The sequence below is a fragment of the Pseudoalteromonas sp. TB64 genome, from assembly GCF_000498095.1.
Classification (GTDB): Bacteria; Pseudomonadota; Gammaproteobacteria; order Enterobacterales; family Alteromonadaceae; genus Pseudoalteromonas.
Map to the genome: position 1 here is coordinate 1 of NZ_AUTQ01000122.1, position 16,146 is coordinate 16,146.

Sequence of the window (16,146 nt, forward strand, 5' to 3'; positions counted from 1 at the left end):
TTTTCTTTAGAACGGCGATCTGGCATCTTTGCGCATAGGTCAGTTGTTTGTAATGTCTCATTGTAAAATCTCTTGCCGGAGAAAAAGCAGTTAGCTTATGAGCAACTGACCATTTAATCTAGCCAAAACAAGTTATGCACTTACAATTTGAATCTAGGTAACTAAACATTACTCTTTAAAAATGCAAACAATGTGCAAATAATGAGGAAATAAAAAATAAATAACCTAATTTAAAACAATCTTACTTTTTTATTCGTATAGCCATGTATTATTTTGCTATTTGAATAGCATTGTTTTAACTTTATTACTTAAATCAATAATTTCATCTATTTATATATTTTAATAGATTTTATAAACTGCTCTAGTTGCATTACTGCCCTTAATCTTTAAAGCTGATATACTGCTTGAGCCAATTATATAAACACATACAGAGCATTTTCGATAAAATAATGATTAATAACCAATCCTACTTAGCAGGCAATCTGTGAAAATACCTAAACGCCTACAACCTCTCGTCGATGACGGTCTAATCGATGAAGTTATCAGCCGACTAATGAGCGGTAAAGAAGCCGATGTTTTTGTTGTTCGCAGTGGTGAACACATACGTTGTGCCAAAGTTTACAAAGATGCTGTTAAGCGCAGCTTTAAAAAAGCAGCACAATATCAAGAAGGCAGAAAAGTACGTGGCGGTCGTCAAGCACGTGCTATGGGTAAACGTTCGAGTTATGGTCGTCAATTAGAAGAAGAAATTTGGCAAAATGCCGAAGTTGATGCGTTATCTCGTTTAGCGAATGCCGGTGTACGTGTACCAGAAACATACGGTTGCATTGATGGTGTATTACTTATGGAGTTAGTGTCTGATGATGCTGGCGACGTAGCACCGCAACTTGGTCATGTAACACTAAGCGAACAAGAAGCTATTGAACAACATAAACTAATGATGCACTACATCATGCTTATGCTTTGCGCTGGTATTATCCACGGTGACTTATCAGAGTTTAATGTATTAGTGGACGATAAAGGTCCCGTTATTATAGATTTACCGCAAGCAGTTAATGCTTCAGCAAATAACAGCGCCGAAGCCATGTTTACGCGTGATGTAAATAATATGCGCCGCTATTACAGTGAATTTGCTCCAGAACTGCTGCAAACTCAATATGCTAAAGAAATGTGGTCATTATTTGAAGAAGCAAACTTAACGCCAAACTCTACTCTTACCGGCGAGTTTGAAGATGATAGTGAAGATGCTGATGTTGGTGCAATACTGGAAGAAATTCAAGCAGCAGCTGATGAAGAACAAGAACGATTAGCGCGCATTAGCGGCTCAGATGACGATGAGTAACTTAAGTTACTCATCATGCTTATGTAATTTAACTAAAATATAAGCTAATTTAAAACGCTTTGTTTTTATTCACTACCCTTGTGGATGAACAAAGCGATAACCCACACCATAAACCGATTGAATTACACTGTCGGTTTGAGTTAACTCATCAAGTTTTTTACGTAACTTTTTTATATGACTATCAATAGTGCGGTGGCTCACAATGCGCTGATCGGCGTACATTGTATCCATTAAACTGTCTCGCGAATAAATACGGTTTGGGTTATTAAACAAAGGTTTAAATAACTGAAATTCAAAGTTAGTAAGCTCAATACAGCTGGTTTTAAATTTTACAGTGTAGGTACTTTCGTCAAGTTGCATAACAGTTGCTTTTGGCTCTGCGCTATTAAGGCGTCTTAAAATAGCTTTTACACGAGCCACCAGCTCGGCATAACTAAATGGTTTGCAAATATAATCATCTGCACCGAGCTCTAAGCCAAGCAAGCGATCAATTTCTTCTACCTTTGCCGATACCATAATAATAGGCACATTAGAAAACTGTCTAATTGCTTTACACAATTCAATACCACTTTGACCAGGTAACATTATATCGAGCAAAATTACGCTGGGTCTGTTAATTTCAAGCCAAGGTAATACTTCATTTCCGTGATGTATTTGATGAGTAACAAAATGATGGCTACTTAAAAAGTCACTCATTAAGTTAGCTAGCTTTACTTCATCTTCTACAATCAGTATTTGTTCGCTCATAGAGTTCTCTGTTATTAGTAATCCAAACTTAGGATAAAAATACCATATCAAACAAAGTTCAAGTTACGTATTTTTTATATTAATCAACTAAAGCTAAATAGTTGGTAGCCTAATAATAATAGCAAGACCGCCTAAAGTGGCTTTTTCAGCGGCTATTTCACCTTTATGCCCTTTAACTATATGCTGGCAAATAGATAAACCTAAGCCCGAACCACCCTCTTGGCGATTACGCGAACTATCTACTCGATATAAATACTCAAACAAATGCGATAAATGAGACTGTTCTACACCTACGCCATTATCTTCAATTATAAGCTCTAAGTAGGTTTGCCCTTTAATGCTTATATTGTTAGCCGTTAATGAAATAGTGGTGCATTGTGCATAATGCACCGCGTTCATTAAAATATTATCGAGCAGCTGCAAAAGTCGGGTTTTATCTGCTTGTACCGTTATATGTTTAGCGCTATTGAGTAAGTAAATTTTTATATTGTGCTGCTCAAGTATAACCTGATATTTTTGCTCAATAGTATTTAATAATAAAGCCATATCAGTAGGTTGCATAGTGTAATGCATACCACCTAACTCTGCGCTATTAAGCATATGCAAATCATCAATCAAGCGTTTTAAATGCAATGCCTCGTCGTTAGCCGAGTTAATGTTTTTTGCATTAGGCTCACGTATGCCAAGTAGCATAGCTTCAAGCTCACCGAGCAAAATACTCATTGGCGTTCTAAGCTCGTGAGAAATATTGGCAAGCCAGCGTTTACGCACTTGCTCGTCTTTAGCGAGTGTAAACGCAAGGATATTAAAATCTTCGCTTAATTGGCCTAACTCGTCTTTTCGCTCAAGCGTAAGCTTAGTCTCATAATTACCTTGCGTTAAGCGATGCATACCGTTAGCAATTTGCTTTACCGGGCTAACTAAGTGGCGAGACAATAAAAAGGTAACTAGCAATGTAAGCAATACCGCAGCTAAAGCAATAAACCATAAGTAGTTAGTTTGCTGCTGTAAAAAATCAAGCTCATAACCATCAACCAAGCTATCTCTTTTGGAAACAGCTAAGTAACCCACTGTTTTATCGCCCACTGTAATTGGGGTTGTTATATATTTTAAATCGCTGAGGTATCTACCCACTACTCGCTGCTTATTTTCATCAAGCAAAGCGTAGTGAGCAATATTTTCAGGTGGTAGGCGGCGCTCTCCCCCTAAACGAATATGATCGGGTGGCGGCCGTCGCATCATTCCCCCTCTGGGGCCTGGACCTTCTGGTGGCCTAGGTAAAAACTGGCTATTTTCTAGCTGAGATTCAACAAGTTTTCTAAAATTTTCGTCACCGCCAACAACACGTTTCCATGAGGGGGTCTGTTCGTACTGTTTTGACAGCTGCGCAACAAGTGGTTCAAGCGCTTTTACTTCTTTTGCATTAACAAAATCAATTACGCCTTGCCCTATACTCCACTGTATAAGTACCACCAGCCCTGCAATAACACTAAAAGTAAAACTAAATAGTATTAAAAAAAGTTTATTATGAATCTTCATTAATGCGTGTTTTCAACCTTGCTAGGAAAGCTTTCAAAACGGTATGTTATAAACTCTTTGGTTTGATCGTTAACATACAATGTAGCAACTATTTTTTTGCCCTGAGCGGTCCAATACATATGACCATGATTATTTAAAGTAACCGATACGGTATTTATACCACTTTTAAATAAGTTAGCGGGTAAATGTAATGCATGTCCGTAAATTCGCTGTATTTTAACCCCATTAATATACAAATGAGCATGACCTCGTAAAAAACCAGTGTCATCGTTTGTAGTAACGCTCATCATTTGTTGCATGTTCATTGCGCCCTCAGGAGGCACAGATAAATCATAGCGCTGCGTATCTAAAATTAAGTTATAACCCGACATACTATCTTTTAATAGCTTAAGGCTTAATGCCGGAATTGGCGTATCACTTGGCACTGCTATAGGCATATGGCTATGATCCATCATTTCCTGCTGCGCAAAGAGCTTAAAGCTCAATAGCGCAGCAGTAGTTAGGATCAATGCGTATTTAAAATAACGCATAGTAACTCCTTACATTCCCGGTGGTGGACCCATTGTTTCGCCAGTATCACAGCGACCAATTGAATTATCGGCTAATTGGCCTTTAAAACGAGGCCCTATTTGATAAGGGAAAGAAGGCTGTAATTTACCATCACTGTCTAGCGTTAGTGTTATATGGTAATGATAACCCTTGCCATCGTTTGTATTATGTCCGTTATGCTCATCTAACTGTGCACCAGTTACTGTTTTTTGTGCATAGTAGAAGTCTTCAAAATAATAACCGTCATCAGCATTTAATGTATTACCTGAAAGCGTAGTCACTTCTGCACCAATAGCAGGACCTGCATCGCTTGTTTGTGTACCTAGGCTAACGTCGTATTGATCGACTAAAGTACAGCTTCGCTCACCTTCAGTACCACAACCACCTTCACTTTCTGACGCGCCATAATCACGCATTTCCCAGCCACTTAATGCAAGTTGACCGTTACTTTCATAAGGACCATAAAGTGGATAACCATCAGCTGCAAACCCATAAATAGGTGAATGCGCATCGCCATCATCTTCAAGTAAATCAGCTAAACAACTAGTGTAAAAATGGTGATGATATTCACCGTTAGCAGCATGTCCGCCACACACATCAACATCGTATTGCTCAGCAATTGGCGCTAATGTATACCAAACATTATTACCGTAACTCATGCCATCGCCCCAGTTAAATATACTGGTGCCATTAACCATTAAGCCAACTGTACCCAAGCCTGTTTCGCAGGTTTCGGTGTCAGATAAGTCGGNCCAATAGCCTGCACCGCCCGTGTCATTACAGTTTTCAGTGCTGCTGTTGTAACCTATATCTTCACCAAACGAAATTGTTTGCCCTACTTCCGCTGAGGTTACACCGTTATAAAAGTCAGAAGCTGCACGAGGGCGATTATTTAACGTGTCTACTTGGTCTTGTGTAAGTGTTACGTCATATTTAGGAATGTCAGTTGTTTGCACATACATGTATTCAACGTCAGCATCTTCCTCAGTAACGGTAACAACCTCAACTGATTGAACATCTTCAACCACTGCGCCATTGTTTTGTATATAAGTAGAGGTTGTATCGTTGTTGATTAACCAACTGGTAAGTTTTGCACTATTATCAACTGCACCACTATCTGAGTCTGATGAAGCAATAACATTAACTGTAATTGTATCTACAACAACATCGTTTGTGCCGTCATCTGCACTGATTTCAAACACAAGTGCTTCATCGGTTAAAACTTCAGGTGCAACAAACTCAGTAGACGTTGCTGTACTTGAAGATAAGCTAACGGTAGTGCCTGATGTTTGTGACCAGCTAACAGATACTTCGCCATCATCTTCAACTGTTGAACTTAAATAAACGGTATCGCCCGCATTAACAGTTTGGTCAATACCGGCGTCAACCGTTGGAGCACTATTACTGACTGTTTCGCCGTCTGTTGTAGTACTTGTAGAATCGCTGTTACATGCGCTTAAAGCTATACAAAGCGCACTTAACGCAAATAACTTAGTTGCATTAGAGGCTTTTGTTTTAAGAAGTGTTTTCAATGTTTGAACCTTTACATTAACTTTTGATAAAATATTTTAACAAGTAAAAGTGCAAACAATGTGCACAAATTAAGGAAGAATAAACATAAGACTAGGGCGTGTTGATCTTTGGTGGTTGAATTTTCAGCAGTATGTTTGGTTTTTAGGCAAGGCAGAGCCTATGAAGTGTGGTTATTCCCCATAAATAGGCGATAACGCAGCATAAAGACCAAACATGCGCTGCCCTTTGGGTTCTTTCTAGGGACGATTGACTCTTTGTTGCTCGGTTTTTACTTAGCCCACTAGGTTACAAACCTCGCGCCGCGATTAAATCGCCCCTAGATTGAACAAATTTCAATCCACAAAGATCAACACGCCCTAAATTTGTGGTCGTTTAAGTACAAATTTGTCTTTAGTGGTTGCATAGTAATCCCCACCCATTCTACCTACCGCATCTAAAAGTGTTGGGTCAATATAACCGTCAACAAACACCTCATCGTCAACACAAATACCCACTATGTCTAACAACATCATTTGTCCGCCACCTGGCTCGCTTGAAATAGTAATAACTTCACGTAGCTTACACTCATAGCGTACTTTTGAATCAGCAACACTCGGTACTGCGACCATTTGGCTATCAATTTTAGTTATATTTGCAGCATCAAACTCACTAATATCACTAGGGTAATTAGCACAGCTTTGATTCATTTTTTCAACCTGCTCATGGCTCACAATGTTAATCACACATTCTTTAGTCGCTAATAAGTTAATTAATGTATCTTTACTTGGTTTATCGCGTGGATTTACTTGCGTCACACTCAATACTGGTGGGTTACAACTCGCTACTGTAAAAAATGAGTAAGGAGCAATATTAGCCACACCGTCGCTACTTAATGTACTTATCCATGCAATTGGACGAGGACTGATCCCGCCAACTAAATACGAATAAACATTAAGCTCTTTATTTACAGTTAAATCTAAAAACATGTTTTTCCTTTTTTAATATCTAAAACTAAGTCGTAATTTGAGTTAGTTACGTATGAGTTGTGTCAGTTTAGTAACAAACTAAATATATTTTACATTTAAAGCAATACACAAATTACATGAAAATAAACATATTATGGTTTAAACGCGATTTACGCCTTAGCGATCATCAACCGTTAAAAAATGCATTTAGCAATGGCTTACCTACCTTATTGCTTTACAACTTTGAGCCGTTGTTACTTAAAGACGCACATTACAATGAGCGGCATTGGCGTTTTGTATACCAGTCAATCGTTGATTTAAACAACCAACTAGCTCGATTTAACACTCGTGTTTATATATTTAATTTAAACATGAGCGACTTACTTGAGTCATTAAAAGCACAGTTTGAAATAGTAAATATATTTAGCCATCAAGAAATAGGCTTAAACAACACCTTTGAGCGCGATAAATCTATTAAAGCATGGTGCCAGCATAACCACATTAATTGGCAAGAGTCGCAAACAGGCGCGGTTATTCGCGGTAAAAAAAATCGTAATAATTGGAACGAGCGCTGGCAGCAAACAATGCAAGCACCTATTGCTGTTCCTAATTGGAAAAACATAAAAACAATTACCCTCAACAACTACCAAGCACCAGCGCTACCAACTACCTACACGCAAGATCACGACAGCTTTCAACAAGGCGGTCCGCTGCATGCGCGAACTGTAATGCAAAGTTTTTTTGCCGAGCGTGGAAAAGGTTATCAAAAAGGAATATCGAGCCCAAGTTTAAGCCAAACACATTGCTCTCGGCTTTCCCCGTATTTAGCGTGGGGGAATATTAGCCTTAGGCAAGTGTATCAAATGGCAATTGATGAATATCATTCAAAACACCCTGATAAAAGAGGCTGGAAACGCCCACTAGCAGCGTTTGTATCGCGCTTGCATTGGCACTGCCACTTTATGCAAAAGTTTGAGAGCGAATGCTCTATGGAATTTTTAGCCCTTAATCCGGGTTATCATGTATTTCCGTACCGTGATGATGAACATGTGAAAAACGATATTGAACGCTGGGCGCAAGGTCAAACAGGTATTCCCATTATTGACGCTTGCATGCGCTGCTTAAAAGCCACCGGTTATATAAACTTTAGAATGCGCGCCATGCTTGTAAGCTTTGTCACGCATCATTTAAATATAAGTTGGCAGCAAGCAAGCTTTCCTCTCGCTAATTACTTTTTAGATTTTGAGCCCGGAATTCACTACCCACAAATTCAAATGCAAGCCTCGGTAACCGGCATTAATACTATTAGGCATTACAACCCAATTAAGCAGTCGGAAGATCAAGACCCAACCGGTTCATTTATTAAAAAGTGGTGCCCCGAGCTTGAAAAACTCCCTATTGAATATTTACATCAGCCTTGGGAGCAAACTCCGATGGAAGCACTCTTTAATGACTTTAAGTTAGGGGAGGATTATCCCGAACCCATGCTTGATTTAACAGCGGCCTCAAAAGAAGCACGCGAGCGCTTATGGCAATATCGTGAGCGNGAGCCGATGTTAAACGCGCCATAGGGAGGATTCTTAAAAAGCACGTTGGGGGTACTCAAAAAGTTACTCGAACAAAAAGTAAAACGAATACTAAAAGTAATAGTGAGACTAAGTAAGTATGGCGCACAAAAAACTAAACTTACCTCAAAAAATATGCCCCATTTGTAATAAACCTTTTACGTGGCGTAAAAAGTGGCAGCGCGACTGGGATAACGTTATTTACTGCTCAGAGCGCTGTAAACGTAATAAATAGAAATGGTAATTAACTGGCGTCTATTTTGCAACATCATCAGTAATTAGTGCTTTTAAGGCTTTATGTAAGCTTATTTTGTAAATAACGCTTACTAGCCTGAAAAGCTTACACTCAAGCAAGGAGAAGATGATGACTATTAAAAAAACGGCAAGTTCAACATGGTCTGGCGACATTAAAACAGGTAAAGGTAGCATATCAACTCAAAGTGGCGCGCTTGATAAACAACCTTATGGTTTTAATACCCGCTTTGAAGATGAGGCAGGCTCAAACCCTGAAGAATTAGTGGGTGCAGCGCACAGTGCATGTTTTAGCATGGCGCTTTCGCTTGCATTAGGTGATGCAGGCTTTACCGCAGATAAAATTGATACTAAAGCCACTGTAAGCCTTGATGAAGTAGATGATGGTTTTTCGGTGACGCATATTGCCCTTGAGGTAAAAGCGCGTATTGATGATATTCAAAATGAGCAGTTTCAAGCATTATGTGAACAAACCAAAAAGAACTGCCCTATTTCCAAGCTCTTAAATACCGAAATATCACTAGATGCGACACTTCAATCAGCATTTTAACTATTTAGACTTAACTATTTAGATTCAACTATTTAGACAGTTCCTTACTAAAAAAGCCAAGTAATTACTTGGCTTGCTTATTATAAAGAATTATTTTTAGGTTTATTCCAGCTCAAAGTACTTACTACAAGCCCTATTCCTATCCCAATTGCTGGCCATACTACCCATATATAACTAGGCGAAGTTAGTAAATTTATAACGCTTAGCAAAGTTAAAATAAGTAAATATGCTTTAATTTTTTTGCCTAATGTCACTGTATTGCTCATTTATACTCTCCAAGTAATGTATGTCGCTATTATTGTTTTAATAAGCAACATACACACCTGCTAAATGTCACTAAGTGATCTGACATTAGTCATCACTTTCCATTTAAATAAATAGTAACTTATTATGTATAAAAACATAAAAAACAATACTTTAATCTATTTGTGTTAGGATCTAATCTCAACTAACCTTAAACAAATAAACATAAGAGGATGAGCTAAATGAGCGAAAAATCAAAAGATTGCGAAAAAGTTACGTGTAATAACTGTGCTGATGCTAACGATCTCGAATTTGATTTTTCAATGGCTTTTCAACCAATTATAAACTGTAAAACTAACCTCATTTATGGCTATGAAGCGCTGGTTAGAGGTTTAAATGGCGAGTCTGCTTATTCTATTATTTCAAAAGTGAATGAAGACAACCGCTATGCATTTGATCAGCTTTGTCGTATTAAAGCCATTCAACTAGCCTCAAAGCTGGGCATAACATCAATGCTAAGCATTAACTTTTTACCTAATGCTATTTATAAACCTGAGCGATGTATACGCACCACACTAGAAGCGGCAAAAAAGTATAACTTCCCAATTCAAAATATTATGTTTGAATTTACCGAAGTAGAAAAAATAGAAGACACCGCACACATAAAGCGCGTTGTTGATTACTATCAGTCTCTCGGATTTAAAACCGCCACCGATGACTTTGGTGCAGGTTATTCTGGTTTAAATCTACTGGCTGACTTTCAAACAGATATTATTAAGCTTGATATGGCGCTCATACGCGATATAAGCAACGACAAAAAACGCCAATTAATAGTAACTCATTGCTTAAATATGTTTCGCGATTTAAACATTACCGCACTGGCTGAAGGGATTGAAACAGTACAAGAATATACATGGCTTAAAAACGCAGGTGTTGAGCTTATGCAAGGGTATTTATTTGCCAAACCAAGCTTTGAAAACTTGCCTGAAGTAAATTTTGAGGACATAGGTGCTGATTAATACTCAACACCTATTATTTATTAAAACCTTATTGAATTTAAGTAAGGCTTAAACTACATATTACCTAGCTCTATCATCATTGCTGTGTACATACGTAAATTAAGCTTAAGTTGCTCAATGGTCATAAATTCATGCTCTGAGTGACCTGTGTAGCGTTTACCTGGCATTGAAGGACCAAACGATACCGCGTTATCAAACAGCTTTGCGTTAGTGCCACCACCAATTGATACAAAGTCAGCTTTTTCGTCGCCCGTAAAATGCTTGAAAATATCAAGCAGCTTTTGTGCATGCGGCGCGCTATCAAGCAGCATCGGTGTGCCAATAATTGTTTCTATGTTGGCAAGCGTTACATTGTTAGTGGCTTGCCAATTAGCAAGCGCATCATCAATTTGCTTTTGTAATACAGCTTCGTCTTTACCCATAGGGCGACGTGCATTTACAGCAAGTGTTAGCGCATTACCATCGCGCTCTATAACGGTTGGTGCCACTGTCATCGGACCCATAAAGTCGTGCTTATAGGCTATTTCGCCAAACTGTTTACCGTGAATATCTAAACCAATTAACTGATTCACAAAGTCGATTAGCTCGCCGTCACTGTTATTTTCAAGCTCCACGCCTTTAAATAACTCAGCTAAATACGCAATCGCATTTATACCCGACTCCGGCTCTGATGAATGCGCCGACATACCTTTAACACTTATTGCTAAGCCATCACTTTTTTCACTAAAGTTAAACTCAACTTTATTTAATGTTTTAGCTTTTACTTTTAATGTATTAATAAGTGCAGCGTCTGCATTGTGAAGTACTAAACTGGCGTCTTCTGGAATTTGACTTCTAAACGCACCGCCAGTTACATCCTTTACATATAAACCCGTTTGTGGTGATGTTGCATTAAAGGTAGGAGCAATTAAGCTCCAGCCTTTCTCGGCAACTACTACAGGGTATGATGCATCAATCGTTACTGCATATTTAGGTTGCTCATACGTTTTCATGAATTTAGTTAGCGGACCCCAATCAGACTCCTCAGCAAGATAAATCATCAGCTCAATACGGTTATTAAGCGTTATGCCTTTATCTTTAATTGCCTTCATGGCGTAAAGCGCTGTCGCTATTGCGCCTTTATCGTCCTCAGTACCACGACCAACTAATTTACCAGGTTCAGACGTATCAATAATAAAAGGGCTTTGTTTCCACTTGCTAGCATTAGCAGGTTGCACGTCGCCGTGCGTTACTACCGTTACTTTTTCGCTTTGCTCGCCCATACCTATTAATACGGTGTAACCTAAATCTTGATAGTCAAAACCAAGCTCTGCGGCTTTCATTTTTAAAAGTGCTTTAAACCCAATAAAATCGGGATTTTGAGGAGCGGCAATATCGCTCTTATTAACGGTCGGAAAAGCCACTAAGTTAGTAAGTGTGTGTATTTGAGCATTTTGGTAGGTATTTACTGCGTAATCGGCAACGCTATCAATATTTTTATTTAACTGCGCATGAGCACCAAACGCAAATAAAGCAATACTGGCTAAAGCTAACTTTTTCAAAACAATTCCCATTTAATTAATAACTAAGAGCGGTAATTATAACGCTATGAAGCGCTTACTTATAGCTCTTTACGCTAAACACACAGGTAACTTAAGCTGAATATTTATATAGCAGCTTTTATAAGGATGGCTGTATAATGCGCGACTTAAAATTAACAGGGTATTTAATTGTGAACCGTCGTAAAAAAATCGTCACTAAATTTCAAAAGAAAGATAAACGCACTAACGCTAAATTGCACAAAGGCAATAAACCGTCTTATGTGTCAAAAGCTGAGCGCGAAAAACTAGCTGAACAAGAAAGTAATGAGCCACAGGTAATCCAAGAGTAACTTTACGTTACCTGTTGTTTTGATAATTTAAAGTGACAAAAGTACCGACCGCTTACATAACATACTACTGCCGTGGCAACTATAAGTTCAAACGTAGCTAAGTAATTAACTGCATCTACATATGGTATTGCGAGGTTTATACTTTGCATCCAATCAGCCATTTTAAATAATGCAGTTGCCCCAATAACCATTGGAAACGTAAAGGCAGCGTAGCTAGGCGTAAAAGGTCTGCGTAATAACTTTATAAATAACACATAAACAATCAGTGTTTTTATTATCGCTAATATAAATAATGCGCCCACTATAAAGAGTGATGGATTAGCTACAATATGAAAATATCCCGCTAATGTTAAACTGGCAGGCGCTGCTAAAATGGCAAGTGTTGGCTGTATTTCGTAGTCACTTTTTAATGCTAATAAAAAGCGATAAAACATAATTGGCAGCATTATAGCGTATGTTGATATACCAATAACTAACGCACTATAAGCTAACCACGCTAATGTCGGACTTCCCGAAAAAGTAATGTCTGCAATAATTATCCCCACTGGTGGCACAAACCAGCTAGGCGCCATATCTTCAAAATTAAACTTTTTTGCTCGCTGGTATAAAAAGCTCACCAAAAATGTGAGATGCAGCACAAAAGCTAAAACCCACATAATATCACCAGCCAATGGGTTAAATTGCCCAATTGAGTTTGAAATAACAAGATTAGCCATTGCAAATGTAGGGATCACACTTCCTGCAACTGGGTGTGCTAAATCGGCTTTTAATAAGTGAGGGTGCAGTAAAAACTTAGCGGCCAAAAGTAAAAGTAATACCCAGCTAGTACCGCTCCCAAAAATTGCCCTTGGGAGTTTAAATTAAAAACGTTTTCCCATGTCCATCCCATACTAGCAATACCCAAAGCTAAACCGGCCATGGCCGTTGGCGCACCCATCACTTTATTTTTAAATTGCTTAAACACTGTATTTCCTAATCATTGGGTGATGAACAAGTTACTGCTTTTTACTGCATTGCCTTAAAATAACGCTGTAAAATTAATACAAGCGTGTTTAATAGAACGCTTTTTGCGTACAAACATTTCATAAAAATAAGTTTACGGCTTAATTATTAAAGCGCAAAAAAAGCCATAACGTGGTTATGGCTTTTGCTTTATTTTAAATTTGAATATGAGGTTAATTAAAACGCGTAACTAACGCTTACATTAAATGAACGCCCCTGCCCTGCAAGTTGTTCAAACCCGTTGCTGCTATCTTGTTTAAGTGCCGCAATACTTACCCCCCCTAGCGGGAGTTGGTAGTACTCATCAAACACGTTACTCACTTCTGCGCTTAGCGTTAATGAATCCCATGTGGCTTTAGAGCTTAAATTAACCAGGCTGTAGCTGTCTGTTTGGTTTTCAAAACGATTATTATCTACACGGCTTTTAGTATCTACCCACTGCCAAGATAATGTATTGTCAAATCGACCTATTTGCTGGCTAATACCTAGCTGGGTTTGCAGTGGTTTAATTTGATAAAGCGGCTGGTTAGTATCGTCGCGCTTGCCTCTCGTATTAGTAACATTAGCGTGTAACTGCCAGTTACCTAATTGCTTAGATTCATAAATGTTGGCTGTTAAATCTATTTTTGCACCATACAAAATAGCATCTACATTAGTAAACTGAAAAATGTTACGCGCTGTATTGTCCAAGTCATAACTATTGAAGCTTCTTACAATATCAGCATCAATATAGTCACTCACATCTGTATACCAAACATTGGTGCTTAATCGCCAGCGGTCATCTTTAGCCGATTTAATATAAGTAGCACTTATTGTATGCGCTGTTTCAACGTCTAAATCAGGGTTACCAATATAGCCATTACCATCGCCATACCAACCAATCATGGTGGTTGCCATGGTGCTTACACCCCAACTGTATCGCTCGTATAAATTAGGCGCTCGGTTTTTACGGGCAAGACCAAGTTGCAGCTCATCATAATTTGTTATTTGGTAGTTAATTAATAAGTTAGCATCAACTATAGTGTCGGTTTTATCTCTGTCGCCAGCATTAAAATTCTCAGCAGCAATGGTATTATCTGTAGACGTATCCGTATCGCTCATGGTCATACTTTCCATACTACTCATGTCGCTCATATCGTCCATATCCGTCATGCTCATACCATCGTTGTAAGATTGAACCTCTCCAACGTGGGTATTAATACTTTCAATGCGTACGCCTGCGTTTAACCATAACTTTGTATTTACTTGGCTCTCAAATTCTGCAAATGCAGCTATTCGTTCTCGTTTACCGTTATTTATATTTACGTAATCGTCTGGTCCCATCATGGTTGAGCCTTCAATACCTGGCCACCAATCATCAATGCTGTAATTGTAATATTCTTGACCGATTAAAATGCTGCTGTTTTTATCAAGCGCGATACGCCATTTAAGCTGCGTACTTATATCTTGTGCATCGGTTTTCATTCGCATCATGCCTGTTTTTTCTTCACTGAAAAAACCCATTTCGTGCTTTACACTATGCCAGTTAACTTGCCCTTCAAGTTCGCTGTTTTCAAAGGAACGCTTGTATTGAGCTATTGCACCGTAACTGGTGTTATCGGTCATATCCATATACTGATTTGCAAATCCCTGATACGGGATTTTTTGATGCGTTAGCTTTATAACTAATTGCTGTTTATCATCGCGCATAGCTGCGGTTAAACTATGATTTTGTGCTCGATACAATGTATCTAATACTACATCGCCGTTACCGTCTTCATAACTATCTGCGTCACTAAACGAACCCTGATAATTAAGGCTAAACGTGTCACTTGCTAAACGTGCACCAACGCCAAGTTTACGTCCGTTATCAACGCTACTGTACTTTGCTGACACATAACCTGAGTGCCAACCTAATTCATTGCTATCGCTATACTGCGGTGAAATAGAATTAACGCTTATTACACCAGCAATATTATCGCCGCCCGCGCTTACTGGCGACACGCCTGCAACCACATTGTAAGACGTAATTTGATTAGCCGAGATATACGAAAGTGGCGGGTTCATATGATTAGCGCATGCAGCGGTTACATCTGCACCATCAACTAACACTTTAACTCTGTCGCCCATTAAACCATTTAAAATAGGTAGGTTAGATACGCCGCCCGCTGCTGAAAAGTCGACACCTAAATCACTTAATAACGATTCTGACGAACCAAGTGCTAAATGCTTATTTTGAGCATGTCCGTGTACTTCAATCACTTCTAAAGACGTATCGTCGGCAAATGCAAAAGGAGATAGCACACCGCTAATAAAAAGTGCGACAGGCGTTAGTAAATATGTTTTTTGAGTTTTGCTTTTATAAACCATTGTTAATTTATGCCACTGTAATAATTGGCGTAATTATATAATGAGTTGCAAAAGCAAAAGCGCGACATATTGTCGCACTTTATCAATTTAGAATGTTGTTAGGTGTGTTTAATCTAAAAGGTCATATAATAAATTAAGCATTTAACTTAGCGACCGTTTGAGAAACAATATCTGCTCCGCGTTCAATCTCTTTAATGACCTCAGATACATTAGCAATAAGCTCTCTTCCTTGCTTTGATGAATCTGAAACTGACGTTATTTGCTTTGATATATCATTAGTTAACTCTTGGTTATTTTTAACAACCGTTGCTATTTCATTAGTAGAACGACTCGTACTGGCTGCAAGTTGCCTTACTTCATCTGCTACTACCGCAAAACCTCGACCGTATTCACCAGCACGTGCAGCCTCTATGGCTGCATTAAGTGCCAATAAATTAGTTTGATCTGCAATGCTACTAATTGTAGAAACAATAGAGCCTATTACAGCAGATTGCTCATTAAGGTCTTTTATTAAATCTACCGATTTAAGTACTTGGCTTACAATTGCGTCGGAGTTTGCTATGGATCTTTGCAGTATTTCAGATCCTTTTTTAGCTGTTTCTACTGTAGAAACGGCCGATTCGTGTGCGATTGCAGCGGCTT

General features: G+C 38.6%; 13 protein-coding genes and 3 pseudogenes. 6 read left to right on the plus strand and 10 right to left on the minus strand.

Annotated features, from left to right (window positions below; all coding sequences use genetic code 11):
• Positions 1-484: 484 nt before the first annotated feature.
• Complete coding sequence (locus L647_RS0109550) at positions 485-1,342, plus strand: PA4780 family RIO1-like protein kinase (protein WP_024610940.1); 858 nt, start codon at positions 485-487, stop codon at positions 1,340-1,342.
• Positions 1,343-1,414: 72 nt separating this feature from the next.
• On the opposite strand, the gene L647_RS0109555 is transcribed toward L647_RS0109550, so the two are convergent.
• From L647_RS0109555 to L647_RS0109575, 5 genes and pseudogenes are all read right to left on the minus strand, one after another.
• Entirely contained in the window at positions 1,415-2,089 is a 675-nt protein-coding gene (locus tag L647_RS0109555) for a response regulator (RefSeq protein WP_024610941.1), read from the minus strand.
• A gap of 93 nt (positions 2,090-2,182) precedes the next feature.
• Positions 2,183-3,628, minus strand: coding sequence for an ATP-binding protein (locus L647_RS0109560; protein ID WP_024610942.1), 1,446 nt, complete (start codon positions 3,626-3,628; stop codon positions 2,183-2,185).
• Positions 3,628-4,158, minus strand: a complete 531-nt coding sequence (locus L647_RS0109565) for a hypothetical protein (RefSeq protein WP_024610943.1) — start codon at positions 4,156-4,158, stop codon at positions 3,628-3,630. Before L647_RS0109565 ends, L647_RS0109560 begins: the two co-directional genes overlap by 1 nt.
• A 9-nt stretch (positions 4,159-4,167) precedes the next feature.
• A pseudogene (locus tag L647_RS0109570) lies at positions 4,168-5,768 on the minus strand (YHYH protein).
• A 298-nt stretch (positions 5,769-6,066) separates the two neighbouring features.
• Entirely contained in the window at positions 6,067-6,675 is a 609-nt protein-coding gene (locus L647_RS0109575; RefSeq protein ID WP_024610944.1) for a flavin reductase family protein, read from the minus strand.
• Between the two features lie 116 nt (positions 6,676-6,791).
• On the opposite strand from L647_RS0109575, the pseudogene L647_RS01000000123950 reads away from it, so the two are divergent.
• From L647_RS01000000123950 to L647_RS0109590, 3 genes and pseudogenes are all read left to right on the plus strand, one after another.
• Positions 6,792-8,317 (plus strand): annotated as a pseudogene (locus L647_RS01000000123950) (deoxyribodipyrimidine photo-lyase).
• Between the two features lie 2 nt (positions 8,318-8,319).
• Entirely contained in the window at positions 8,320-8,454 is a 135-nt protein-coding gene (locus tag L647_RS1000000125280; protein WP_076917050.1) for a DUF2256 domain-containing protein, read from the plus strand.
• A gap of 129 nt (positions 8,455-8,583) precedes the next feature.
• Complete coding sequence (locus L647_RS0109590) at positions 8,584-9,021, plus strand: OsmC family protein (protein ID WP_024610945.1); 438 nt, start codon at positions 8,584-8,586, stop codon at positions 9,019-9,021.
• Positions 9,022-9,101: 80 nt separating this feature from the next.
• Here the strand turns inward: L647_RS0109590 and L647_RS0109595 are convergent, their stop codons facing one another.
• Complete coding sequence (locus L647_RS0109595; protein WP_024610946.1) at positions 9,102-9,287, minus strand: 2TM domain-containing protein; 186 nt, start codon at positions 9,285-9,287, stop codon at positions 9,102-9,104.
• A gap of 219 nt (positions 9,288-9,506) precedes the next feature.
• Here L647_RS0109595 and L647_RS0109600 point away from each other — a divergent pair, with 219 nt between their 5' ends.
• The gene (locus L647_RS0109600) at positions 9,507-10,283 is read left to right on the plus strand and encodes an EAL domain-containing protein (protein ID WP_024610947.1); all 777 of its coding nucleotides are present in this window, start codon (positions 9,507-9,509) and stop codon (positions 10,281-10,283) included.
• 53 nt (positions 10,284-10,336) lie between these two features.
• Here L647_RS0109600 and L647_RS0109605 read toward each other — a convergent pair whose 3' ends face one another.
• Entirely contained in the window at positions 10,337-11,824 is a 1,488-nt protein-coding gene (locus tag L647_RS0109605; protein ID WP_024610948.1) for a dipeptidase, read from the minus strand.
• A gap of 137 nt (positions 11,825-11,961) precedes the next feature.
• On the opposite strand from L647_RS0109605, the gene L647_RS0109610 reads away from it, so the two are divergent.
• On the plus strand, positions 11,962-12,153 hold the full coding sequence (locus L647_RS0109610; RefSeq protein ID WP_024610949.1) for a DUF2986 domain-containing protein: 192 nt from the start codon (positions 11,962-11,964) through the stop codon (positions 12,151-12,153).
• A 2-nt stretch (positions 12,154-12,155) separates the two neighbouring features.
• On the opposite strand, the pseudogene L647_RS01000000123955 reads toward L647_RS0109610, so the two are convergent.
• From L647_RS01000000123955 to L647_RS0109625, 3 genes and pseudogenes are all read right to left on the minus strand, one after another.
• A pseudogene (locus L647_RS01000000123955) lies at positions 12,156-13,117 on the minus strand (TDT family transporter).
• A 215-nt stretch (positions 13,118-13,332) separates the two neighbouring features.
• Complete coding sequence (locus L647_RS0109620) at positions 13,333-15,504, minus strand: TonB-dependent receptor (protein WP_024610950.1); 2,172 nt, start codon at positions 15,502-15,504, stop codon at positions 13,333-13,335.
• A gap of 133 nt (positions 15,505-15,637) precedes the next feature.
• Positions 15,638-16,146 (minus strand): methyl-accepting chemotaxis protein (locus L647_RS0109625; protein ID WP_024610951.1); only part of this gene is annotated, 509 nt, incomplete at its 5' end.

Coding starts and splice junctions, on each gene's coding strand:
- L647_RS1000000125280 (WP_076917050.1), top strand. CDS start 8,320: ATGGCGCACAAAAAACTAAACTTACCTCAAAAAATATGCCCCATTTGT.
- L647_RS0109600 (WP_024610947.1), top strand. CDS start 9,507: ATGAGCGAAAAATCAAAAGATTGCGAAAAAGTTACGTGTAATAACTGT.
- L647_RS0109555 (WP_024610941.1), bottom strand. CDS start 2,089: ATGAGCGAACAAATACTGATTGTAGAAGATGAAGTAAAGCTAGCTAAC.
- L647_RS0109620 (WP_024610950.1), bottom strand. CDS start 15,504: ATGGTTTATAAAAGCAAAACTCAAAAAACATATTTACTAACGCCTGTC.
- L647_RS0109610 (WP_024610949.1), top strand. CDS start 11,962: ATGCGCGACTTAAAATTAACAGGGTATTTAATTGTGAACCGTCGTAAA.
- L647_RS0109560 (WP_024610942.1), bottom strand. CDS start 3,628: ATGAAGATTCATAATAAACTTTTTTTAATACTATTTAGTTTTACTTTT.
- L647_RS0109590 (WP_024610945.1), top strand. CDS start 8,584: ATGACTATTAAAAAAACGGCAAGTTCAACATGGTCTGGCGACATTAAA.
- L647_RS0109595 (WP_024610946.1), bottom strand. CDS start 9,287: ATGAGCAATACAGTGACATTAGGCAAAAAAATTAAAGCATATTTACTT.
- L647_RS0109565 (WP_024610943.1), bottom strand. CDS start 4,158: ATGCGTTATTTTAAATACGCATTGATCCTAACTACTGCTGCGCTATTG.
- L647_RS0109575 (WP_024610944.1), bottom strand. CDS start 6,675: ATGTTTTTAGATTTAACTGTAAATAAAGAGCTTAATGTTTATTCGTAT.